The sequence below is a fragment of the Pseudocitrobacter sp. 2023LY-00077 genome (genome assembly GCF_055796175.1).
The window spans coordinates 122,353-145,324 of sequence record NZ_JBSPEI010000015.1 but is presented as its reverse complement, the minus strand read 5'-3'; the positions used below and the strand labels follow the sequence as shown (position 1 = coordinate 145,324).

Genomic DNA, 22,972 nt, shown 5'->3' with positions numbered 1-22,972 from the left:
CACCCGCCTGATTTTCCTTCCTGAATTATCCTCGCTTGCACTCACCTGCCCTGCGGTGTTATTAACTGCATATCTCCGTCATAATTTATTTCGAGTTTCGCTATGAGTGTTATATCCCCGGTCGCCGTCACGCTGCGCCCGCTCGCCGCTGACGATAATCCCGCTATTGCCAGCGTTATCCGTCAGGTCTCCGCCGAATATGGCCTGACTGCCGACAAAGGCTATACCGTTGCTGACCCGAATCTGGATGAGCTATACCAGCTCTACAGCCAGCCAGGTGCCGCCTATTGGGTGGTTGAGCAAGATGGTCAGGTGGTTGGCGGCGGCGGCGTTGCCCCATTAGGCTGTAGCGAGCCGGATATCTGTGAATTACAGAAAATGTATTTTCTCTCTTCCGTGCGCGGTCAGGGGCTGGCGAAGAAGTTAGCGCTGATGGCGCTCGATCACGCGCGTGAACAGGGTTTCAGGCACTGCTATCTCGAAACCACCGAGTTTCTGCGCGAAGCCATTGGTCTGTATGAACACTTAGGCTTCGAGCATATCAGCGAGCCGTTGGGTTGCACCGGCCACGTGGATTGTGAAGTGCGGATGCTGAAAGCGTTGTAAGGCTATGCCTCACATCGGCACGCCACTATGAAAACGAAACTCCGCATCCGGCGTGCTAATTAATGCCGCTTCCACTTCACCAAAGAAACGCACGCGCGGGGTAATATCCGTTTTCGATACCTGCTGCGCCAGCGCCAGGTAATCCTGATAATGGCGGGCTTCAGAGCGCAGCAGCGAGAGATAAAACTTCTGCAATGGCTCATCGAGATACGGCGCCAGCGCGGCAAAACGCTCGCAGGAACGCGCTTCGATATAAGCCCCGCAAATCAGTTTATCAATCAGCGTCAACGGCTCGTGCGTGCGCACCTCTTTGAGCATGCCTTTCGCGTAGCGGCTGGCGGTTATCTTCACATAGGGGATCTGACGCGCGGTCATGGCTTCGCGTACCTGCCAGAAGTGATGCAGTTCCTCTTTGATCAACAGCACCATGCTGTCGATCAACGCTTGCCCCCACGGATCGTCGGTCTGCGGCATTACGCTTTTACCGATTTGCTTATGCAGCGCGACAAAATCCGGCTCCGGCCCATCGCGAAACGCAAACGCTTCATACGGCTGTAGCCACGCCAGCAGCGAGTCCGCGCCTTGCTTATCAGCGACATATTTACGCACCAGCAGCATGGCGGTTTGCGCGGCTTTGAGCTCGCACACCAGATGGTCGGTTAACAAAAGCGGCAGATTCACCGGGTCACGGGCTTTATCAAGCCAGGCCTGCGGCGTGGTGCAGTGAAGAAAATTGATAACAGGGGAGAGAATTTGCGGGTAATCCATGCTTTATCCTTGCCCCACGGCAGCGGGCGCTGCCGTGGGTGAGTGATGCTTAGTGACGTACACCATCATCATCTTCGTCGACGTCATCTTCGTCGTCGTCTTCACCTTCTTCGCCGTTAGGATCTTCGTAGTAAGTGCCCCAACCGTCATACTCGACTTCAAATTTCTCGGCCAGCGTCATCAGTTGCTCAACCTGTGCGTCGATAAGATCGGCATTCAGCGCGGATTCGCTGAGTATATCGCAGCAGATGACGGTGTCGCCCTCTTCCACTTCCAGCTCTTCCGGCTCGGTCACTTCATAACCCATTTTGAAGGCTTCAACCGCAAACTTCTCCAGCGCGTCGAAGTCATCGGCAGAGAGGTGGTGTTCAATGGTATACAGCGCATCAGGATCGCTGCCGTCTTCCAGCAGTTCTTCGATGATCAGGCGCGTCTCTTCACGCTGCTCTTCCAGTAATTCCGGGTTTGCCATGGCTCGTTCCTCGTAATGTGGCGTTACTCTTATTGTCACATACCGCAAGCATTGCCTCCACCTTTGTGAGAAAGATTTGTGCACCGGGGTTGCAATTGCATATTCATACATATAAATTGAATTTTAATTCAATAAGTGGCCTAAGCCATGCGAGGACAAGATGCCGAATTTTTATCAGAAGCACTTTTTAAAATTACTCGATTTCACCCCTGCCGAGCTGCACACTCTGCTGCAACTCGCCGCCCAGCTGAAAGCCGATAAAAAAAGCGGCAAAGAGACGCCAAAACTGATCGGTAAAAACATCGCGCTCATCTTCGAAAAAGACTCAACACGCACACGATGCTCTTTCGAAGTTGCCGCATACGATCAGGGCGCTCGCGTGACTTATCTCGGCCCAAGCGGCAGCCAGATTGGCCACAAAGAATCGATTAAAGATACCGCCCGCGTGCTGGGTCGGATGTATGACGGTATTCAGTATCGCGGCTACGGCCAGGAGATTGTCGAAACGCTGGCGCAGTACGCGGGTGTGCCGGTGTGGAACGGTCTCACCAACGAATTTCATCCGACACAATTGTTGGCTGATTTGCTCACCATGCAGGAGCATTTACCGGGTAAAGCGTTCAATGAGATGACGCTGGTTTATGCAGGCGACGCGCGTAACAACATGGGTAATTCAATGCTGGAAGCCGCCGCATTAACCGGGCTGGATTTGCGCCTGGTTGCCCCGCAGGCCTGTTGGCCGGAAGAGAGCCTGGTGACCGAATGCACAGCGCTGGCGCAAAAGAATGGCGGTAACATTACCCTCACCGAAGATATTGCGGCGGGCGTGAAAGGCGCGGACTTTATCTACACTGACGTGTGGGTATCGATGGGCGAAGCCAAAGAGAAATGGGCAGAACGCATTGCGCTGCTGCGTGATTATCAGGTGAATAGCCAAATGATGGCGCTCACCGGTAACCCGCAGGTGAAATTCCTCCACTGCCTGCCTGCGTTCCATGACGATCAGACCACGCTCGGCCAAAAAATGGCCGAAGAGTACGGTATGCACGGTGGCATGGAAGTTACCGATGAGGTATTTGAATCCCCGGCAAGCATCGTTTTCGACCAGGCAGAAAACCGCATGCACACCATCAAAGCGGTGATGGTGGCGACGTTAAGCCAGTAACTCATCAATTGCCGGATAAGGCGTTTACACCGCCATCCGGCATTGCTTTTCGGCAGCGAAAATAGTACGGTCACACGAAAGGAATTCTTCGTGGACGGTAATAAATTATGCCAATAATTCAGTCTGTTGAACGTGCTTTGCAGATCCTCGACCTGTTTAATGAGCAGGCGACGGAGCTCAAAATCACCGAAATCAGCAAACAGATGGGATTGAGCAAAAGCACCCTCCACTCGCTTCTTAAAACCCTTCAGCTTCATGGTTACATCGATCAGAATCCGGAAAACGGCAAATATCGCCTGGGAATGAAACTGGTTGAGCGTGGGCACTTTGTGGTTGGCACGATGGATATTCGCCAGAAAGCGAAAAGCTGGCTTACAACGCTTTCTCAAGAAACCGGACAAACCACCCATCTGGGGATTCTGGACGGCAACGAAGGCGTCTACATCGAGAAAATCGAAGGTAAACAGGCGGCTATCGCCTATTCTCGTATCGGTCGCCGTTTACCTGTGCACGCCACCGCCATCGGTAAGGTACTGCTTGCCTGGCTTAGCGAGGAAGAATGTGCCGCCGTGCTGGAGGGATATGTGTACAAAGGCTTTACGCCATCAACCCTCACCGACCGTGCCTCTCTGCTTGCTGCGCTGAAAGAAACCCGTAACAACCACTACGCCATGGATAACGAAGAGAACGAGCCTGGCGTGCGCTGTATCGCGGTACCGGTATGGAATCATGAATCGCGGGTCATCGCCGCGCTTAGCCTCTCAACGCTGACCTCTCGCGTAAACGACGACGAACTGGCGACCTATCGCCAGATGCTGATGGATGCCGGGCTGGGGTTATCGAAAACGCTGGGCTACCGCGAACGCTAGCCCAGTCTGCTATTAGTTTTCTGGCTGATAAGAGAACGAAGCAAAGTCGGCGTAGCAGCCGTCACCGCTGATATCCTCGCAGTGAAGCCCCACAAATGCTCCGGTAAAGAAGCCTCTGCCGCCGATATAGTCGTCGGAGAGTTTCCACGCCTCAAAGGTCAGCGGGATGGTTTGCCAGTTTTCCCCATCGAATGAATAGCTGTAGCGGTACGTCAGCGTATCGACCTCCACTCGCAGCCAGACGTTTTCCACCTCTTCCGGCACCGCTATCGGGTTATCGTACAGATGCCAGTGCGCCACGTTATGATCGAGCTGAATAATCTTCAGCGTCCGCCCGCGCCCCTCTTCCCGGTCCATAAAACAGTAGGTCCAGTTTTTACTGTTGTAATAACAGGTTAACCCGGCGCTCTGCTGGAAATGGCGTGGTGAAAAGGCCATCTGCGTTTGTGCGCTGAAACGGAAATGCTGCCAGCGGCGAGCCACCGTGGATTGGGTAAAGGTAGAGTTCAGCGAATCATTGCCGTACAGACGCAAAAAACCGGGTCGTGCGGTGAGAGAACCCAGCGTTTCATCAAACGGAATACGCAGGGTTTGTAGCTCCGGGTCGAGCCTGTCGCTGTCAAAATCGGTGCGCCATGCCCCCGAACCTGATACCGGCTGCTCTATCATGCGCGGGCCCTGCACCGTTAGCGCCGCGTGTTTTCCGCCTTCTACGTACGGCCAGCCATCACGCCATTCAATGCGGGTAATGCCCGTCTCACGGCCGAGCGGGCTGTATCCACGCCCACCGGACGCTAATCGCGGGATACCCGGAAGATGCAAAGGGCGGCTGGTCAAATACGCCATATACCATTCACCTGTATGGGTTTCGAGCAGCGAGCCGTGGCCGCTCTTTTGCAGCGGATTCTCCGGCAGGTGCCAGCTGGTCATCATCGTGACGTCAGGATGCAGCTCATAGGGCCCGGCCAGGTTTTTAGCCCGTAGCACCACCACTGCGTGCTCATAGCTGGTTCCGCCTTCCGCTACCAGCAGATAGTAGTAACCCTCGCGGCGATAAATATGCGCGCCTTCGGTGTAGCCCAACGGCGTACCGGTAAAGAGCGTGGTTCGTTCTGGCGATAGCGTCTGCGTGTCGGCGAAAAATTCCTGCATCACAATGGTGTTATGCGGATTGCTGTGGTGGCGCGGCCCCCACGGGCGATAGATGTAGTATTTCCGCCCGTCAGTGTCATGGAACAGCGAAGGGTCAAATCCACCGTTGCCCATCGGAATCGGGTCGCTCCACGGCCCTTCTATCGATGGCGCGGTGACCAGGAAATTGCGGCCATTTTTCCACGGCGAATCCACAATTTTTACGTCGGTATAAAGCAGCCAGAATTTGCCATCGGCGTAACTCAGGCAAGGTGCCCAGATGCCGCCAGAATCCGGATTACCTTTCATATCCAGCAACGCCACGCTGTTGAGCGGCGTACTGACCAGCGACCAGTTTTTCAGATCGCGGGAGTGATAGATACGCACGCCAGGGAACCACTCAAAGGTAGAGGTGGCGATGTAATAATCGTCCCCTACGCGGCACAGTGAAGGGTCTGGGTTGAAACCGGTCAGAATGGGATTTTCAATCTGGTACATAATGCTTCTCCTCAGTTCACCGCCGCTGCGGTGTCGGCAGGGTGCGTTTCAGGCTGTGCCGTACGCTGACGTTGCAGCTGCTGGCTGATCTCTTCCACACGTTTGCTGCTCAGTTTGTAGAACGACAGCAGCGTAAACATGCCGACATAGAGCACGACGGGAACGATACAGAAGAGAATTTTGATGGTGGTCAGTACGTTATCCGGCTGCACGGCATTGCCTGCGGAGTAGCTGGAGAACGCGAGGATCCAGCCCACCAGCGCGCCGCCAATCGCCAGGCCGATTTTCAGGCTGAACAGATACGTCGAGAAGACCAGGCCATCGAGGCGGCGTCCACTGCGGCTCTCTTCGTAATCCACCACATCCGACGCCATCAGCCATTGCAACGGCGTCGTGGTGTTAAAGACGAACAGGAACAGAATATTCAGTGCGAAGATCGCCGCGATATTGTCCGACGGTACAAAGAAAATACTCAGGCTAATCAGTGAATAAATACCGATAATCCATTTAAACGAGGTCACGCGATCGAAGCGCCCGAGCAGGCGAGACGAGCACAAAGAGCCGAACATGGTCGCCAGGCTGCCATAGAGCAGGAACTGTGTAGCCAGTTCCGGATGATCCATGACGTATTTCACAAAATAAAGTGTTGCGCCGCCACGAACGACGTTAGAACCGGTCGCCATCATTTTAAAGGCGCACATGATTCGCCACTGGCTGTTACCCATTAATAGCTTGAGGTCTTGCTTAACAGAAGCCCCCGGTTGAACATCAAAGGTATAACGTTCTTTGGTCGTGAAGAAACAGACAAACAGCAGCACCACGCCGCAAACGCCCAACACGCACATTGCGCCGAAATAACCGAGTTGTTCATTGCCTTTACCAATAATATTAACCAGCGGTAAAGCAATACCGCTAATCGCCAGTGAACCAGCGGCGGCGAGGAAAAAGCGCCACGACTGTAACGCATGGCGCTCTTTCGGGTCGGCCGTTATAACGCCAGGCATTGCACAGTAAGGAACGTTGACGAAGGTATAAACCAGGGTCAGCAAAATATAGGTAATGGACGCATAGATAATTTTCCCGTTAGCCGAGAAGTCTGGCGTATAGAACGTCAATACGCAGACGATGCCGAATGGAATCGCCCCCCACAACAGATACGGGCGGAACTGGCCGTAGCGGGTGCGGGTGCGGTCTACCACCAGCCCCATCAACGGATCGGTTACCGCATCCAGCACGCGTGATACCAGGAATAGCGTGCCCATTACGCCCGCTGACAGGCCAAAGACATCCGTATAGAAGTACGCCAGCAAAAACATGGTGGCCTGCCAGACAAAACCGCAGGCGGTATCACCCAGCCCGTAGCCGATTTTATCTTTCATGGTTAACTGCATTTCTACCTCCAGGTCATATGAGAGGAATTCATTCCGAATTGCCGGGACCTACAAAATAAAATGCCTGCTTGCGCATTTGTGAGGAATACACCCTTTATTCGTATGCTTATTAGATGATTCTTTCGAGATAGATTGTAAGAAGGGAATGTATGCAGCAACAATTACCATTTTTACTTTATTGATTATGTATTTTAACTTCTGTGATAACGATTCACTTTACCTGAAAATAGAAACACCGAAGCCTCCCGCGAAGGATAAAATATTTTAATAAATAGATTACCGCCCGCCAAATATATTTATTTAGCGGGCAGAAAAATAGATTTTAATAAATCAAATACCCAACGCTTTTTTACCAGCGTTAATCACCTCGATAATTTTATCCGTATCATAAATACAACCTTTCCAGGTACCGCCGCTGACCGCCTGCAACGCCGCCCATAAACGCGTATCATCCGGCAGGTAGTCATGCGCTTTCAGGCCGGGATGAAGCTCACGTTCTGCCAGCACGGCAGCGCCCTCTTCCGGCGCTATACGCACCTCCGCACTACCGATAAAGTTCACGCTACCTTTAAGCGACAGGCGATCGACGATTATCTCAATAACATCGCCATCGCGCAGTTTGCCAATCGGCCCCCCAGCCAGCGCTTCTGGCGCAACGTGTCCTAAACATGCACCAGTAGAAACGCCAGAGAAACGCGCATCCGTAATCAGCGACACGGTTTTCCCCCAGGAAATATGTTTCAGCGCAGACGTAAGCTGGTAGGTTTCTTCCATCCCGGTGCCCGACGGGCCGCCGCCGATGATCACCATGATATCGCCCTTCTGGATTTGCCCCTGTTTGATGGCTTTGATCGCCGCCTCTTCCGAAACAAATACGCGCGCCGTTCCTGTATGGCGATACACGCCGTCGTCATCGACAACGGAAGGGTCGATAGCCGTAGCCTTGATAACCGAACCTTCAGGCGCGATGTTGCCTACCGGGAAGGCCACCGTTGATGTCATCCCTTTCGCTTTCGCGCCTTCCGGCGACAGAATCACCTCATCAGGCTCCACGCCGTCCTGCTCACGCAGACACTGACGGAACTTCGCACGACGCTCGGAGTGCTCCCACCAGTCGAGATTCTCACCGAGCGTCTGCCCGGTCACCGTCATCACATCTTCATGCAGCAACCCGAGCCGACGCAGATGCAGCATCACCTCCGGCACGCCGCCCGCAAGGAACGCGCGTACCGTCGGATGATAATCCGGCCCGTTGGGCAGCACGCTCACCAGCCGTGGCACTTTACGGTTAATGGCGCTCCACTGCGCCACATCCGGCAGGCGACACTTCGCCGCATGGGCGATGGCCGGAATATGCAGCAGCAGGTTGGTTGAACCGCCAAAGGCCGCATGTACCACCATCGCATTCTCGATCGCTTTATCGGTCAGAATATCGCGGGCAGTAATTCCCTTTTCATCCAGCGCCATCACCGCGCGTGCCGACTGACGGGCGATCTCCAGCCACACGTCCTGGCCCGAGGGTGCCAGCGCCGAATGCGGCAATGCGAGGCCTAATGCTTCCGCCACCACCTGCGAAGTGCCCGCCGTGCCAAGGAACTGGCAGCCGCCGCCGGGGGATGCACAGGCACGACAGCCCAGCTCAGATGCCTCTTTCAGACTCAGTTCATTGTTGGCGTAGCGCGCGCCGATGGTTTGGACCTTTCCGGCATCTTCACCAAATGTCGGGGGCAATGTCGCCCCGCCCGGCACGAGGATCACCGGCAGATCGTGCATCGACGCAAGGGCGATCATCGTCGCGGGCAAGCCTTTATCGCAGGTAGCCACACCAATTACCGCTCTGCGCGTTGGCAGTGAGCGGATCAAACGGCGAAAAACGATCGCCGCATCGTTACGGTAGGGCAACGAATCGAACATCCCATGTGTACCCTGCGAGCGCCCGTCACAGGGATCGCTGACGAAGGCCGCAAACGGAATGCCGCTCAGACGGGTAATCTCTTTTGCCGCCGCCGACATCTGCAGGCCAATCTCCCAGTGCCCGGTGTGATAACCCAGCGCGATTGGGCGGCCATCCGAGTGGCGAATACCGCCCTGAGTGCCAATCAGCAACACTTCACGCCCGGTAAGCTTGTTGGCGTCCCAGCCCATTCCTGCGTTTTGCGTCATGCCGAACAGATTGCCGCTCGGCGACTCCAGCAGCATCTGCGGCGTCAACGGCAGCGCGCCCTGCGGGCCGGCAGCATGGGTTTTCACCGCATAAAACGGTTCATCCTGCGGTGTAAAAATGGTGTCGATAGACATCTTTTCGCTCTCCCGATCAGCAGAGTTCAAGGCGTTTCAGCAGCGCTTTTAACTGCTGGCGACGCGTATCATCCAGCACACCAGCAGGCGGCATCGTCCAGGTCGACATCTCGCGTCCGCACAGCACCATCGCCTCTTTAATCACGTTCACAAATGGGGTATCCAGTTGATAAATCTGCGGCACCTGCACCAGCTTCTGATGAATTTTCGCCGCCGTACCGAGATCGCCCTCAAGGAATGCGCGACGCAGATTCACCGACAGCTGCGGGGCAAAGTTTACGCTTGCTGAAATCGCGCCGTCGCCCCCCATCATCAGGGTATTGAACAGATGGTCATCATAGCCACACAGCACGCTAAAGTGCGGATGCTCTGCTTTCACGGTGTTAATCATGCTGCGGATGTGGGCGATGGAGTCGATGGTATCTTTAATACCGACGATATTTTTGCGCGACGCCACCAGACGTTTCACGATAGAAGGCGTGAGATCCTGCCCGGTCAGCGCCGGGAAGTTATACAGGATTATCGGCAGCGTGACGCTATCCGCCACCTGCTGGTAGTAATTCACCAGGTTCTCTTCCGACACTTTCCAGTAGTAAGGGTTGATCACCACGATCCCATCCGCGCCGCACTCTTGCGCATGCTGGCTAAGCGCGATCGTTTCACGCGCGTTGGTGCCGCCTGTACCGATGAGCACTGGTACACGCTGACTAACATGCGAGGTCACAAACTGTGCAACCGCCTTGCGTTCATCCAGCGAAAGCTGGGAAAACTCACCGCCACTGCCGAGGAAGAAAAGCCCATCCACACCCGCGGTAATAAGATCGTCAATCAATACACCGGTGCTCTTCGCATCAAATTGCCCATCTGGCGTGAACAATGTTGAAACCGGAGGAATGATGCCTGAGAACTGCACTGCTGGTTGCATGGGAACTCCTTCATTTTAATTTTGTTCTACATTATAGAACAGTGTTCTTATTTATAAATTCACTGTAATCCAGGGCAGGCGTAGAGGTAAATCAGAGAGAGGGGAAGGTTGTGCGTTTTTTAGGCTTGATCACAAAATGGGGAGCAACGGAATGTAACGGGGCAAGTACGAGCTGGGGTACTCGCCCCCAGCTCAAAAGTCTTACTCAACCAACATCTTCACCACAATCTTGCGCACTTTCGCGGGCGTGCCGACCGCACACAGTGGCTTATGCACTTCCCCCGGGTAGAACACCACAAAATCGCCTTCGTTCAGAATAACGGTTTTCTCTTCTTTTCCTTCCGGCAGGAAAGCGATGTCTTTATCTGCCAGCCAGTCGGTCTCCGGCGCGCCCGCAGGCAGCGTGCTGAAGGTCATCCCCTCCTGGCCTTTCACCAATATCTGGATATCCAGATAACGCGCGTGATACTCGGCACGACGTTTTTCACACGGCTCGGTCATATCTTCCGCTACCAGATAAAAGGCGCGGTCGCCGTCGATAGGGTGCTTGCCCAACGCGGTCGCATCGTTTACTTCGGCTTTAACATGCGCGATCGCCTGGCGCAGTGCTTCCGGCAGCCACGGCTGCACATTATGGATGTTGCCAACAATCATGGTAATACCTCAATTAAAACATCGTTTCATTTTTAGTTGTTATACGAGAATTCAGGCTGCCATACCACTACTTTTTGATGGGGATTTGCGCTGGCGCATAGTTATTGAATGATGATGGTAATGAATGGGTTACAACTGCATATCAGTGGTGATTATGTGCATTAGTATTCAAAGAGAATCGTTTTCGTCGCGTAAATTATGAATCTGATACTTGATTCAAAAACAGACCTGCGTATAATCCCGTCCCGTTTGCCGGGAGGAATTATGGTTCAGTGTGTACGACATCGCGTCTTACCGCGTCTGAAAACAGACGCTGGCCTGCCGTTTTCTTTCCGTTGCTCACTCATTCTCGAAGCCCCTTATTTAAGGGGCTTTTTTTTTGCGCAGGCGTCAGGAGAAAAACATGGCTAATCCGCTGTATCAAAAACATATCATTTCCATCAACGACCTGAGTCGCGACGATCTGGAACTGGTACTGGCTACCGCTGCAAAGCTGAAAGCAAACCCGCAACCGGAACTGCTGAAGCACAAAGTGATTGCCAGCTGTTTCTTCGAGGCGTCAACCCGTACCCGCTTGTCGTTTGAAACCTCAATGCATCGCCTGGGCGCGAGCGTGGTCGGTTTCTCCGACAGCAACAACACCTCGCTGGGTAAAAAAGGCGAAACGCTGGCGGATACCATCTCGGTGATTAGCACCTACGTCGACGCCATCGTGATGCGTCACCCGCAGGAAGGCGCGTCACGTCTGGCAACCGAGTTCTCCGGCGGCATTCCGGTGTTAAACGCCGGTGACGGCGCTAACCAGCATCCGACGCAAACGCTGCTCGACCTCTTCACCATTCAGGAAACGCAGGGCCGCCTGGAAAATCTCAACGTGGCGATGGTCGGCGACCTGAAATATGGCCGCACCGTTCACTCCCTGACCCAGGCGCTGGCGAAATTTAACGGCAACCGCTTCTACTTTATCGCCCCGGACGCGCTGGCGATGCCACAGTACATTCTGGATATGCTCGACGAGAAAGGCATTGCCTGGAGCCTGCACAGCGCCATTGAAGAAGTGATGGCGGAAGTGGATATCCTTTATATGACGCGCGTGCAGAAAGAGCGTCTGGACCCGTCAGAATACGCCAACGTGAAGGCGCAGTTCGTGCTTCGCGCCGCCGACCTGGAAGGCGCACGCAACAATATGAAAGTGCTGCACCCGCTGCCGCGTATTGACGAAATCACCACGGATGTCGATAAAACGCCGCACGCCTGGTACTTCCAGCAGGCTGGCAACGGTATCTTCGCTCGCCAGGCGTTACTGGCACTGGTTCTGACTCGCGACCTGGATCTGTAAGGGGAAATGACTATGACACACGATAACAAACTTCAGGTAGAAGCCATCAAACGTGGCACGGTAATCGACCATATCCCGGCGCAGGTAGGCTTTAAGCTGCTGACCCTGTTCAAACTGACTGAGACAGACCAACGCATCACCATCGGCCTGAATCTGCCTTCCGGCGAAATGGGCCGCAAGGACCTGATTAAAATCGAAAATACCTTCCTGACCGACGAGCAGGTCAACCAGCTTTCCCTGTATGCTCCGCAGGCGACGGTGAATCGCATCGACGAATATGAAGTGGTCGGCAAATCGCGCCCAAGCTTGCCGGAACGTATTGATAACGTGCTGGTTTGCCCGAACAGCAACTGCATCAGCCACGCCGAGCCGGTTTCATCCAGCTTTGCAGTGAAAAAACGTGCCGATGATATCGCACTCAAATGTAAATACTGCGAAAAAGAGTTTTCCCATTATGTGGTGCTGGCCAACTAATTGAGGTTGGTAATGAAATCCCGGCTGCTATAATGGCCGGGAACATTCTTAACGCTGTAATTCTGGAGAAAACATGAGCAAAGTACTCGCGACGGAAAATGCACCAGCCGCTATCGGCCCATACGTTCAGGGCGTTGATCTGGGTAGCATGATCATCACCTCCGGTCAGATCCCGGTAAACCCGAAAACCGGTGAAGTGCCGGAAGACGTAGCCGCTCAGGCGCGTCAGTCGCTGGAAAACGTAAAAGCAATCGTTGAATCAGCAGGCCTGAAAGTCGGCGATATCGTGAAAACTACCGTTTTCGTGAAAGATCTTAACGATTTCGCGACCGTTAACGCGACTTATGAAGCCTTCTTTACCGAGCATAACGCCACCTTCCCGGCACGTTCTTGTGTGGAAGTCGCACGTCTGCCGAAAGATGTGAAGATTGAAATTGAAGCGATTGCGGTACGTCGCTAATAGCGACGCCGCAAGCGCCTGATGGCGCTACGCTTATCAGGCCTACGGCATATCGCGCGTAGGCCGGGTAAGCATCAGCGCCACCCGGCACTGTTTTACTGCCAGCCGTACCGGCGGCTAAAGAACCCTTTCACCATCTGCGTCAGCGTCATATATCCCGCCAGAATCGCAATCAACCACGGGAAGTAGGAGAGCGGCAGGGCCTGCAGCTGCAAATACCCCGCCAGCGGCGAGAACGGCAGCGCGATACCGACGACCATCACCACCAGCGTCATGATAATCAGCGGCCAGGCGGCGCGGCTCTGGATGAACGGAATACGGCGCGTACGGATCATATGCACAATTAGCGTCTGCGACAGTAACCCCACCACGAACCAGCCGGACTGGAACAGCGTCTGCGTTTCCGGCACATTGGCATGGAAGACAAACCACATCACGCAGAAGGTCAGAATGTCGAAGATGGAGCTGATCGGCCCGAAGAAGATCATAAAGCGCCCCAGTTCAGACGGCTGCCAGCGCTGCGGTTTCTGAATCTGCTCGTCATCAACGTTATCAAACGGAATCGCGACCTGGGATACATCGTACAGCAGGTTCTGAATCAACAGATGTAACGGCAGCATGGGCAGGAACGGCAGGAAGGCGCTCGCCACCAGCACGCTGAAGACGTTACCGAAGTTGGAACTGGCCGTCATCTTGATGTATTTCAACATGTTGGCAAATGTCCGGCGGCCTTCGATAACCCCCTCTTCCAGCACCATCAGGCTTTTTTCCAGCAGGATGATGTCGGCGGCTTCGCGGGCAATATCCACCGCGCCATCGACAGAAATTCCGATATCCGCCGCACGCAGCGCGGGCGCATCGTTGATACCGTCTCCCATAAAGCCGACCACATGACCTTCGCGGCGCAGCAACGTTACGATGCGCTCTTTATGCATCGGCGTCAGGCGAGCAAACAGCGTGGTACGCAGCGCCAGCGCCGCCAGTTCGTCGTCGCTCAGGGTTTCAATATCACTGCCGACCACCACCTCACCAACGTCCAGCCCCACTTCATGGCACACTTTCGCCGCCACCAGCTCGCTGTCGCCGGTGAGAATTTTCACGGTGATACCGCTCTCTTTCAGCGCTTTCAGCGCCGGTGCGGTGGTCTCTTTCGGCGGATCGAGGAACGCGATGTACCCTTCCAGAATCAGGTCGGACTCATCAATACGCTGGTAGTCGCCAACACGCGCGGGCAGGTACTTGCTCGCCACCGCCACCACGCGCAGCCCCTGACGGTTAAGCGTGTCGGTGACGCGTTTAATGCGGCGCAGCATGGTTTCGTCCAGCGGAACGATTTCGCCGTTATGGCGAACCTGCGTTGAGACGTTGAGGATCTCCTGCAATGCGCCTTTGCAGATCAGTTTGTGCACGGACGGACGTTCGCTCACCACCACCGACATGCGGCGACGCTCGAAATCAAATGGGATCTCATCCACTTTCTGCCACTGCCCGGATAGCTCGCGCGCAGCGTTTTCATCCACGCCTTCCAGCACGGCGGTATCCAGCAGGTTCTTTAGCCCGGTTTGATAATGGCTGTTGAGCCAGGCGGTATGCAGCACGCGCTCGCTGGCTTTACCAGAGATATCCGTATGATTTTCCAGTACGATTTTATCCTGCGTCAGGGTACCGGTTTTATCGGTACAAAGGATATCCATCGCGCCGAAGTTCTGAATAGCATCGAGATGCTTGACGATGACTTTCTGTTTGGAGAGCTTCACCGCCCCGCGCGCCAGCGTCGAGGTGACGATCATCGGCAGCATTTCCGGTGTTAAACCGACGGCAACCGACAGCGCAAACAGCGCCGCTTCCCACCAGTCGCCTTTGGTGTAGCCGTTGATCAGCAGCACGATTGGCGTCATCACCAGCATAAAGCGAATCAGCAGCATGCTAACGCGGCTGATGCCTTTCTGGAACGCATTTGGCTCACTCTCCTGCTCGCTGACGCGCCCGGCCAGTTGGCCAAACCAGGTGTGACCGCCCGTCGCCGTGACGATAGCCTGCGCCGAGCCGCTCACCACGGTGGTGCCCATAAAGCAGAGGGTATCGCACTCGAGCGGGTTTGCCTGCTGTGGGTCACGGCTGCGCGCAACTTTTTCAACGGGCAGCGACTCGCCGGTGAGCGATGCCTGAGCGACGAAAAGATCGCGCGCCTGCACAACCCGCAGGTCTGCTGGGATCATGTCGCCCGCCGACAGTTTGACAATATCGCCCGGTACAAGCTGGTCGAGCGGTATTTCACACCAGCGGCTTTCGCCCTGAATATTCACCACGCGCAGCACGGTGGCGGTGTTGCTCACCATCGCTTTTAATGCGTCGGCAGCGCGAGTGGAACGCGCCTCCTGCACAAAGTTAAGCAGCGTGGAAATCACCACCATCAGCGCAATCACCCCGGCGGCGAAGAGATCTTCGGTCGAGTAAGAGACGATGCCCAGCACCGTCAGCAGCAGGTTAAAGGGGTTGCGATAGCAGCTCCACAGGTGAACCCACCACGGCGCGGGCTTCTGCGCCGGGATTTGGTTATCGCCGTAACGCTCGCGTTTTGCCGCGACTTCGGCCTCGTTGAGCCCTTCCGGATGCGTACCAAAAGCGTGCCATACGGCCTCTTCGTCCATCATTGCCACATTCAGGCAGTGCTGGCTCAGAGAATCCGGCATCGGAACGCCAGAGAGATTTTTGCCATCCGGCATCGGGTCGCGCTGGACTAAACGGCGTGGCAGGTGGCGGCTGAGCTGCGCAAGCAGTTGCCGGGTCATATTTTTCAGCATAAAACGTCCCCCGCATCCATTGAATATGGACGCAGATCGGCTGACAGGCACAGGTAATCCGTACCTGTCAGGCACTTAATTTTTCAAACAGGGACATCGGGGATGTCACTGCCTCACGTGTTCGGTAAGGCAGCGAAAACTGACTTACCGGAAAATTACGCTCCCGTGCGGGAGAGGGGTGGGATCGGGATCCATACGGCCTCCGGTAAGATGAATGATTAATAGCGCCGCACATTATACGTATAAAACCATAATGTTTGTGCCAGTTCGGGCGGTATAATACCCCCCGGCAACTAAACCGAACGTAAACCAGACTTTGCTCATTGCGGATTGTTTGCGTAGGATGAAACACTTAGTCTGAAATAACATTTTATTAACATGGAAAACGAGATGCAGAACCGGCTGACCATTAAAGATATTGCACGCCTGAGCGGAGTGGGAAAATCGACCGTTTCCCGCGTGCTGAATAATGAAAGCGGCGTCAGCGATCGTACCCGTGAACGTGTTGAAGAAGTGATGAACCAGCACGGTTTCTCCCCTTCTCGCTCCGCGCGTGCGATGCGCGGGCAGAGCGATAAAGTGGTCGCCATTATCGTCACGCGTCTCGATTCCCTTTCAGAAAACCTTGCCGTACAAACCATGCTGCCGGTGTTTTACGAGCAGGGTTACGACCCCATCATGATGGAAAGCCAGTTCTCGCCGGAGAAAGTGGAAGAGCATCTCGGCATGCTGAAGCGACGTAACATCGACGGCGTGGTGCTGTTCGGTTTTACCGGCGTTAGCGAAGCTATGCTGGCGAACTGGCAGTCGTCGCTGGTGATGGTGGCGCGCGATGCCAAAGGTTTCGCCTCGGTTTGTTATGACGATAAAGGCGCCATCAACATCCTGATGCAGCGCCTCTACGACCAGGGGCATCGCCATATTAGCTACCTTGGCGTTCCCCACAGCGACGTCACCACCGGCAAACGCCGCCACGATGCGTATCTCGCCTTCTGCAAAAAACATAAACTCAACCCGGTCGCCGCGCTGCCCGGCCTCGCCATGAAGCAGGGCTTTGAATATGCCAGCAAAGTGATGACGCCGGACACTACCGCCCTGCTGTGCGCCACCGATACGCTGGCGCTGGGCGCAAGTAAATATTTCCAGCAGGAACGCATGGATAACGTGCAACTCGCCAGCGTCGGCAACACGCCGCTGATGAAGTTCCTGCACCCGGAAATTATCACCGTCGATCCCGGCTATGCCGACGCCGGTCGTCAGGCGGCAGAACAGCTGATAGGCCAGGTAATCGGACGCGCCGAACCGCGTCAGATTATTATTCCCGCCAACCTCATCTAAGCCTGAACGCGTAAATTATGTGATCCTCGCTGCGTTTCGGGAACGTTCCCATTTTCCAAAAATCGGTTAACGGATAGGCTACTGCTCAGGTCATCAACACAATATCTCTCCTCGGCACTGAGGTTTTCATAATGAGTAAAATAAATCAGCAGAACATCGATAAACTTATCGAGCTGGTCGGCGGACGCGATAACATCGCCACCGTCAGCCACTGCATTACCCGCTTACGTTTTGTCCTCAACAACCCGGCGAAAGCCGATCCGAAAGCCATCGAAGAACTGCCAATGGTAAAAGGCTGCTTCACCAACGCCGGGCAGTTTCAGGTGGTCATTGGAACTGAAGTCGGAGATTACTACCAGGCACTGATCGCCTCAACCGGCCAGGCGGCGGCAGATAAAGAGCAGGCCAAACTGGCGGCGCGCCAGAACATGAAGTGGCATGAACGCATGATCTCGCACTTCGCGGAGATCTTCTTCCCGCTGCTGCCAGCGCTGATTAGCGGGGGCTTGATCCTCGGTTTCCGCAACGTGATCGGCGACCTGCCGATGAGCAACGGCCATACGCTGGCGCAAATGTACCCGTCGCTGCAAAGCATCTACGATTTCTTATGGCTGATTGGCGAAGCCATCTTCTTCTATTTACCGGTGGGTATCTGCTGGTCGGCGGTGCGCAAAATGGGCGGTACGCCGATTCTGGGTATCGTGCTCGGCGTTACGCTGGTCTCCCCGCAACTGATGAACGCCTACATGCTGGGCCAACAGGTGCCGGAAGTATGGAACTTCGGCCTGTTTACCATTGCGAAGGTTGGCTATCAGGCACAGGTTATCCCAGCGCTGCTGGCGGGACTCGCATTGGGCATTATTGAAACGCGCCTGAAGCGTATCGTGCCGGATTACCTCTATCTGGTCGTGGTTCCGGTCTGCTCATTGATTCTGGCCGTCTTCCTCGCCCACGCCTTTATCGGCCCGTTTGGCCGTATGATTGGTGATGGCGTCGCCTTTGCCGTGCGTCACCTGATGACCGGTAGCTTCGCGCCGGTTGGCGCTGCGCTGTTCGGCTTCCTGTACGCTCCGCTGGTGATCACCGGCGTTCACCAGACTACGCTTGCTATCGACATGCAGATGATTCAAAGCATGGGCGGCACGCCGGTTTGGCCACTGATTGCGCTCTCTAATATTGCGCAGGCTTCGGCGGTAGTGGGCATCATTATTTGCAGCCGCAAGCAGAACGAGCGTGAAATTTCCGTGCCTGCCGCCATCTCCGCCTTCCTCGGCGTAACCGAGCCGGCCATGTACGGCATCAACCTGAAGTATCGTTTCCCGATGCTGTGCGCGATGGTAGGCTCTGGCCTCGCTGGCCTGCTGTGCGGCCTGAGCGGCGTAATGGCAAACGGCATTGGCGTCGGCGGCCTGCCGGGTATTCTTTCCATCCAGCCGACCTACTGGCAGGTCTTTAGCCTGGCAATGCTGATTGCCATCGTTATTCCTATCATCCTCACCTCGGTGGTTTACCAGCGTAAACACCGTCAGGGCACCTTGCAGATTGTTTAATGTTTTCACTTTGGGGCGCTCTTGCGCCCCTTCGCATTTCAGGACAGCACTATGAATATTCTTCCCCACTGGTGGCAGAACGGCGTTATTTACCAAATTTATCCAAAGAGTTTTCAGGACACGACCGGTAGCGGCACCGGTGATTTGCGCGGCGTAACCTATCGCCTCGACTATCTGAAGACGCTGGGCGTAGACGCCATCTGGCTGACCCCTTTTTATGTCTCGCCGCAGGTTGATAACGGCTACGACGTGGCGAATTACACCGCCATCGACCCGGCCTACGGTACGCTGGACGATTTCGATGAACTGGTGGCCGAGGCGAAAGCACGCGGTATTCGTATCGTGCTGGATATGGTGCTCAACCACTCCTCCACGCAGCACGCCTGGTTCCGTGAATCGCTGAACAAAGAGAGCCCGTACCGCGAGTTCTATATCTGGCGCGATGGCGAGCCGGGCACCCCGCCCAATAACTGGCGCTCGAAATTTGGCGGCAACGCCTGGCAGTGGCACGCTGAGAGCGAACAATATTACCTGCACCTGTTTGCGCCGGAACAGGCGGACCTCAACTGGGAAAACCCGGCGGTGCGCGCCGAGCTGAAAAAAGTGTGCGAGTTCTGGGCCGATCGTGGTGTCGATGGCCTGCGTCTTGATGTAGTGAACCTGATTTCAAAAGATCAGACATTCCCGTCCGACCCGGACGGCGACGGACGCCGCTTCTATACTGATGGCCCGCGCGCTCACGAGTTCTTACAGGAGATGAGCCGCGATGTCTTTGCCCCACGCGAGCTGATGACCGTGGGCGAAATGTCGTCAACCTCGCTGGAGAACTGCCAGCAGTACGCCGCGCTGGATGGTCGCGAACTGTCGATGACCTTTAACTTCCACCATCTGAAAGTCGATTATCCCGGCGGCGAGAAGTGGACGCTGGCGAAGCCGGACTACGTCGCCCTGAAAGCGCTGTTCAGCCACTGGCAGCAGGGCATGCATAATCGCGCGTGGAATGCGCTGTTCTGGTGTAACCACGATCAGCCGCGCATTGTTTCGCGCTTTGGCGATGAAGGCGAGTATCGCCTGCCCGCTGCCAAAATGCTGGCGATGGTGCTGCACGGCATGCAGGGTACGCCTTATGTTTATCAGGGCGAAGAGATTGGCATGACCAACCCGCATTTCACGCAAATAACCGACTACCGCGACGTAGAGAGCCACAATATGTTCGCCGAGCGGTTAGCGCAGGGCCAGGACGCGCAAACCTTGCTGGCGATCCTCGCCAGTAAATCACGCGATAACAGCCGCACGCCGATGCAATGGAATGGCGAAGCGCACGGTGGATTCACCACCGGCACGCCATGGATCGCCCTGTGCGACAACTATGAAGCGATCAACGTCGATACGGCGCTGAACGATCCGAATTCGGTGTTCTACACCTATCAGCAGTTAATTGCGCTACGTAAAACCACGCCGATTCTGACGTGGGGCCATTATCAGGATCTTCTGCCCGATCATCCGTCCCTGTGGTGCTATCGCCGCCAGTGGCAGGGGCAAACGCTGCTGGTGGTCGCTAACCTTAGCGCAGAGCTCCAGCACTGGCAGCCAGACGCCCCTCACGGCGACTGGACGGCCTTAATCAGCAACTACGACGAAGTGGCAAGCGCCCCGTCTGAAATGACGCTACGGCCTTTTGAAGCGGTCTGGTGGCTACAAAATTAACCCTCTCAACCGGCGACTTTCGGTCGCCGGCCCTCTGCAAATCTTACTGTTTTTGTTGAATTTTTAAGCGGCCTTCAGTACTGCAAAATTTACATTAGCCGTAGCGCCCGTCATCTGTACGCTTCGATTTTTACTTTGTTCTACATCAATAAAATCGCAAACTTGTTTGATGCAAATCACTATATATAGACCTTAGAATGCTCGCCGACCCAACATGTTGGGTTTTATCGTCTACAATATCACCATACCCTTCCAATGAAGAAAGGGGGTGATATGTGGATAAATTTGACTGGAGAAGCGCTAACACGCGGGCAGGCTTTGTAAATCTCGCCCCCGCCCCGACTTCAGTTCTGTGGATAACCTGTTTTTATAATGGAGTGATCATGACACCGCATGTGATGAAACGCGATGGCTGTAAAGTGCCGTTCAAATCAGAGCGCATCCAGGAAGCTATCCTGCGTGCCGCTAAAGCAGCGGGAGTCGATGACGCAGACTATTGCGCCACCGTCGCGGCAATCGTAAGCGAGCAGATGCAAGGCCGCAGCCAGGTTGATATCAACGAGATCCAGACCGCGGTTGAAAACCAGCTGATGTCTGGCCCGTACAAGCAGCTGGCGCGCGCCTATATCGAATATCGCCATGACCGCGACAGCCAGCGTGAAAAGCGTGGCCGCCTGAACCAGGAGATTCGCGGCCTGGTTGAGCAAACCAACTCGGCGTTGCTCAATGAAAACGCCAATAAAGACAGTAAAGTGATCCCAACCCAGCGTGACCTGCTGGCCGGTATCGTCGCGAAACACTACGCACGTCAGCACCTGCTGCCGCACGACGTCGTGATGGCGCACGAACGTGGCGTTATCCACTATCACGACCTTGATTACTCCCCGTTCTTCCCGATGTTCAACTGCATGTTGATCGACCTGAAAGGGATGCTGACGCAGGGCTTTAAAATGGGTAACGCGGAAATCGAGCCGCCGAAATCCATCTCTACCGCGACGGCCGTTACCGCGCAGATCATCGCGCAGGTTGCCAGCCACATTTATGGCGGCACCACCATTAACCGTATTGATGAAGTCCTGGCCCCGTTCGTGACCGCCAGCTTCAATAAACATCGCCAGACCGCTGAAGAGTGGCAGATTCCGGACGCAGAAGGCTACGCCCATTCCCGTACGGAAAAAGAGTGCTATGACGCCTTCCAGTCGCTGGAATATGAAGTCAACACGCTGCATACCGCCAACGGACAAACACCGTTCGTCACCTTTGGTTTTGGTCTCGGCACCAGTTGGGAATCGCGCCTGATTCAGCAGTCCATTCTGCGTAATCGTATTGCGGGCCTCGGCAAAAACCGTAAAACCGCCGTGTTCCCGAAACTGGTGTTCGCTATCCGCGACGGCCTGAATCACAAACCGGGCGATGCCAACTACGACATCAAACAGCTGGCGCTGGAATGCGCGAGCAAGCGCATGTATCCGGACATCCTGAACTACGACCAGGTCGTGAAAGTCACCGGTTCGTTCAAAACCCCAATGGGCTGCCGCAGCTTCCTCGGCGTGTGGGAAAACGAAAACGGCGAGCAGATCCACGATGGCCGCAACAACCTCGGCGTCATCAGCCTGAACCTGCCGCGCATCGCGCTAGAAGCCAAAGGTAATGAAGACGCGTTCTGGAAACTGCTGGACGAACGTCTGCAGCTGGCGCGTAAAGCGCTGATGACCCGTATCGCACGTCTGGAAGGCGTGAAAGCCCGCGTGGCTCCTATCCTGTATATGGAAGGCGCGTGCGGCGTGCGTTTGCAGGCTGACGATGACGTTTCTGAAATCTTCAAAAACGGTCGTGCATCTATCTCGCTGGGCTATATCGGTATTCACGAAACCATCAATGCGCTGTTTGGTAATCAGCACGTTTATGACAATGAAGCGCTGCGCGCCAAAGGCACCGCCATCGTTGAACGTCTGCGTCAGGCCGTTGACCAGTGGAAAGATGAAACCGGCTACGGCTTCAGCCTCTACAGCACACCGAGTGAAAACCTGTGCGATCGTTTCTGCCGCCTCGACACCGCTGAATTCGGCGTGGTACCTGGCGTCACCGATAAAGGTTACTACACCAACAGCTTCCACTTAGACGTTGAGAAAAAAGTTAACCCGTACGACAAAATCGACTTTGAAGCCCCGTACCCGCCGCTGGCGAATGGCGGTTTCATTTGCTACGGCGAGTACCCGAACATTCAGCACAACCTGAAAGCGCTGGAAGATGTCTGGGATTACAGCTACAAGCACGTGCCGTACTACGGCACCAACACGCCGATCGATGAATGCTACGAGTGCGGTTTTACCGGTGAGTTCGAGTGCACCAGCAAAGGCTTCACCTGCCCGAAATGCGGCAACCACGACGCCTCCCGCGTATCGGTCACCCGCCGCGTGTGCGGCTATTTAGGTAGCCCGGATGCGCGTCCGTTTAACGCCGGTAAGCAGGAAGAAGTGAAACGCCGCGTGAAACACCTCGGCAACGGGCAGATCGGTTAAA

At 55.0% G+C, this 22,972-nt stretch carries 20 protein-coding genes and 1 pseudogene; 13 read left to right on the top strand and 8 right to left on the bottom strand.

Annotated features, from left to right (window positions below):
- Nucleotides 1-102 precede the first annotated feature (102 nt).
- Nucleotides 103-606 (top strand): GNAT family N-acetyltransferase, encoded by a 504-nt coding sequence (locus tag ACWWFX_RS19040; protein WP_276220572.1) that lies wholly within the window; start codon nt 103-105, stop codon nt 604-606.
- A gap of 9 nt (nt 607-615) precedes the next feature.
- On the opposite strand, the gene miaE is transcribed toward ACWWFX_RS19040, so the two are convergent.
- Both miaE and rraB read right to left on the bottom strand, forming a co-directional pair.
- Nucleotides 616-1,374 (bottom strand): tRNA isopentenyl-2-thiomethyl-A-37 hydroxylase MiaE, encoded by a 759-nt coding sequence (miaE, locus tag ACWWFX_RS19035; protein ID WP_473224484.1) that lies wholly within the window; start codon nt 1,372-1,374, stop codon nt 616-618.
- 49 nt (nt 1,375-1,423) lie between these two features.
- Nucleotides 1,424-1,846: a ribonuclease E inhibitor RraB gene (gene rraB / locus ACWWFX_RS19030; RefSeq protein WP_015966106.1), complete on the bottom strand. Its 423-nt coding sequence runs from the start codon at nt 1,844-1,846 to the stop codon at nt 1,424-1,426.
- A gap of 17 nt (nt 1,847-1,863) precedes the next feature.
- On the opposite strand from rraB, the gene argL reads away from it, so the two are divergent.
- From argL to ACWWFX_RS19015, 3 genes are all read left to right on the top strand, one after another.
- Nucleotides 1,864-2,037: a putative translational regulatory protein ArgL gene (argL, locus tag ACWWFX_RS19025; RefSeq protein WP_473224490.1), complete on the top strand. Its 174-nt coding sequence runs from the start codon at nt 1,864-1,866 to the stop codon at nt 2,035-2,037.
- Nucleotides 2,007-3,011: an ornithine carbamoyltransferase gene (argF, locus tag ACWWFX_RS19020; RefSeq protein ID WP_473224483.1), complete on the top strand. Its 1,005-nt coding sequence runs from the start codon at nt 2,007-2,009 to the stop codon at nt 3,009-3,011. Before argL ends, argF begins: the two co-directional genes overlap by 31 nt.
- Nucleotides 3,012-3,118: 107 nt before the next feature.
- Entirely contained in the window at nt 3,119-3,880 is a 762-nt protein-coding gene (locus ACWWFX_RS19015; RefSeq protein WP_276220576.1) for an IclR family transcriptional regulator, read from the top strand.
- A gap of 12 nt (nt 3,881-3,892) precedes the next feature.
- Here ACWWFX_RS19015 and ACWWFX_RS19010 read toward each other — a convergent pair whose 3' ends face one another.
- The 5 genes from ACWWFX_RS19010 to ACWWFX_RS18990 form a co-directional block, all read right to left on the bottom strand.
- Nucleotides 3,893-5,509: a glycoside hydrolase family 43 protein gene (locus ACWWFX_RS19010; protein WP_473224482.1), complete on the bottom strand. Its 1,617-nt coding sequence runs from the start codon at nt 5,507-5,509 to the stop codon at nt 3,893-3,895.
- A gap of 11 nt (nt 5,510-5,520) precedes the next feature.
- On the bottom strand, nt 5,521-6,900 hold the full coding sequence (locus ACWWFX_RS19005) for a glycoside-pentoside-hexuronide (GPH):cation symporter (RefSeq protein ID WP_276220578.1): 1,380 nt from the start codon (nt 6,898-6,900) through the stop codon (nt 5,521-5,523).
- Nucleotides 6,901-7,230: 330 nt separating this feature from the next.
- Nucleotides 7,231-9,198: a YjhG/YagF family D-xylonate dehydratase gene (locus tag ACWWFX_RS19000; protein WP_473224481.1), complete on the bottom strand. Its 1,968-nt coding sequence runs from the start codon at nt 9,196-9,198 to the stop codon at nt 7,231-7,233.
- 16 nt (nt 9,199-9,214) lie between these two features.
- A complete protein-coding gene (locus tag ACWWFX_RS18995; RefSeq protein ID WP_473224480.1) occupies nt 9,215-10,123 on the bottom strand; it encodes a dihydrodipicolinate synthase family protein in 909 nt (302 codons plus the stop codon).
- A 201-nt stretch (nt 10,124-10,324) separates the two neighbouring features.
- The gene (locus ACWWFX_RS18990; protein WP_276220581.1) at nt 10,325-10,777 is read right to left on the bottom strand and encodes a YhcH/YjgK/YiaL family protein; all 453 of its coding nucleotides are present in this window, start codon (nt 10,775-10,777) and stop codon (nt 10,325-10,327) included.
- A gap of 198 nt (nt 10,778-10,975) precedes the next feature.
- Between ACWWFX_RS18990 and ACWWFX_RS18985 the strand changes: the two are divergent.
- From ACWWFX_RS18985 to ridA, 5 genes and pseudogenes are all read left to right on the top strand, one after another.
- Nucleotides 10,976-11,107 (top strand): annotated as a pseudogene (locus tag ACWWFX_RS18985) (pyrBI operon leader peptide); the annotation flags it as partial.
- Nucleotides 11,050-11,229: a pyrBI operon leader peptide gene (locus tag ACWWFX_RS18980; protein WP_436650360.1), complete on the top strand. Its 180-nt coding sequence runs from the start codon at nt 11,050-11,052 to the stop codon at nt 11,227-11,229. The pseudogene ACWWFX_RS18985 and the gene ACWWFX_RS18980, both read left to right, overlap by 58 nt.
- Nucleotides 11,181-12,116, top strand: a complete 936-nt coding sequence (pyrB, locus tag ACWWFX_RS18975; protein WP_276220582.1) for an aspartate carbamoyltransferase — start codon at nt 11,181-11,183, stop codon at nt 12,114-12,116. The genes ACWWFX_RS18980 and pyrB overlap by 49 nt, the downstream gene beginning before the upstream one ends.
- A gap of 12 nt (nt 12,117-12,128) precedes the next feature.
- Nucleotides 12,129-12,590: an aspartate carbamoyltransferase regulatory subunit gene (gene pyrI / locus ACWWFX_RS18970; RefSeq protein WP_149462916.1), complete on the top strand. Its 462-nt coding sequence runs from the start codon at nt 12,129-12,131 to the stop codon at nt 12,588-12,590.
- 73 nt (nt 12,591-12,663) lie between these two features.
- On the top strand, nt 12,664-13,050 hold the full coding sequence (gene ridA, locus ACWWFX_RS18965) for a 2-iminobutanoate/2-iminopropanoate deaminase (protein ID WP_108476191.1): 387 nt from the start codon (nt 12,664-12,666) through the stop codon (nt 13,048-13,050).
- Between the two features lie 95 nt (nt 13,051-13,145).
- On the opposite strand, the gene mgtA is transcribed toward ridA, so the two are convergent.
- Nucleotides 13,146-15,854, bottom strand: a complete 2,709-nt coding sequence (mgtA, locus tag ACWWFX_RS18960) for a magnesium-translocating P-type ATPase (protein ID WP_473224479.1) — start codon at nt 15,852-15,854, stop codon at nt 13,146-13,148.
- A gap of 390 nt (nt 15,855-16,244) precedes the next feature.
- Here mgtA and treR point away from each other — a divergent pair, with 390 nt between their 5' ends.
- The 4 genes from treR (at nt 16,245) to nrdD (ending at nt 22,971) form a co-directional block, all read left to right on the top strand.
- Nucleotides 16,245-17,192 (top strand): trehalose operon repressor TreR, encoded by a 948-nt coding sequence (gene treR, locus ACWWFX_RS18955; protein WP_276220584.1) that lies wholly within the window; start codon nt 16,245-16,247, stop codon nt 17,190-17,192.
- Nucleotides 17,193-17,323: 131 nt separating this feature from the next.
- The gene (gene treB / locus ACWWFX_RS18950) at nt 17,324-18,742 is read left to right on the top strand and encodes a PTS trehalose transporter subunit IIBC (RefSeq protein ID WP_473224478.1); all 1,419 of its coding nucleotides are present in this window, start codon (nt 17,324-17,326) and stop codon (nt 18,740-18,742) included.
- Between the two features lie 51 nt (nt 18,743-18,793).
- Nucleotides 18,794-20,449, top strand: coding sequence for an alpha,alpha-phosphotrehalase (gene treC, locus ACWWFX_RS18945; protein ID WP_473224477.1), 1,656 nt, complete (start codon nt 18,794-18,796; stop codon nt 20,447-20,449).
- Between the two features lie 383 nt (nt 20,450-20,832).
- Nucleotides 20,833-22,971 carry an anaerobic ribonucleoside-triphosphate reductase gene (nrdD, locus tag ACWWFX_RS18940; protein ID WP_276220587.1) on the top strand — a complete coding sequence of 713 codons (2,139 nt, stop codon included), beginning with the start codon at nt 20,833-20,835 and terminating at the stop codon, nt 22,969-22,971.
- Nucleotide 22,972: the final 1 nt, after the last annotated feature.